The organism is Acinetobacter sp., from assembly GCF_036666595.1.
Taxonomy (GTDB): domain Bacteria; phylum Pseudomonadota; class Gammaproteobacteria; order Pseudomonadales; family Moraxellaceae; genus Acinetobacter.
Genome location: NZ_JAVWVO010000091.1, coordinates 1 through 671, shown reverse-complemented (window position 1 = coordinate 671; position 671 = coordinate 1). Strand labels below are relative to the sequence as shown.

At 35.3% G+C, this 671-nt stretch carries 1 pseudogene; it reads left to right on the top strand.

The window, feature by feature from the left end:
- Window positions 1-323 precede the first annotated feature (323 nt).
- A pseudogene (locus RR876_RS16955) lies at window positions 324-671 on the top strand (Vi polysaccharide biosynthesis UDP-N-acetylglucosamine C-6 dehydrogenase TviB); the annotation flags it as partial.

Sequence of the window (671 nt, the reverse complement as noted above, 5' to 3'; positions counted from 1 at the left end):
AACGGGCCAATGAACCCTAATTGTACGTTTCAGACTGCAAAATTCTATACTATTCGCGCTATTTAATATAGTTATTGATGTTTTAAAACGTAATTCGATTAGGTTTTTTATAAAATATAAAAAATGTACCTGAGACTTTGATCTTAACAAAATAGCATATAGATAAAAAGGACCATAGATATGATCTGTGTGAGTCGGGAAGTATGGCTTTTTATGTATGTTTAGAACATCATTACACAATCGAAATTTGATTTTCTGATATAATTTAACGCTATTTACAACATAACGATGATTGATGATTCATCGATGACATAGGCTTCAGTATGTTACAACTCTCCGAATTAAAAATTGCCATCATCGGATTAGGTTATGTCGGTTTACCGCTAGCTGTTGAGTTTGGAAAAAAAGTTCCCGTGATGGGCTTTGATATTCACCAGAAGCGTATTGATGAGCTACAGAGCGGACAAGATCATACTTTAGAAGTTTCACCAAAAGAATTAAAGCAAGCAACGCATTTAAGCTACACCACGAACCTACAGCAGTTAGCAGACTGTAATTTCTTTATTGTTACAGTTCCAACCCCGATCGATGAATTTAAGCAACCCGATCTGACTCCCTTGGTTAAAGCATCCGAAAGTATTGCTAAAGTACTGAAAAAAGGCGATGTGGTT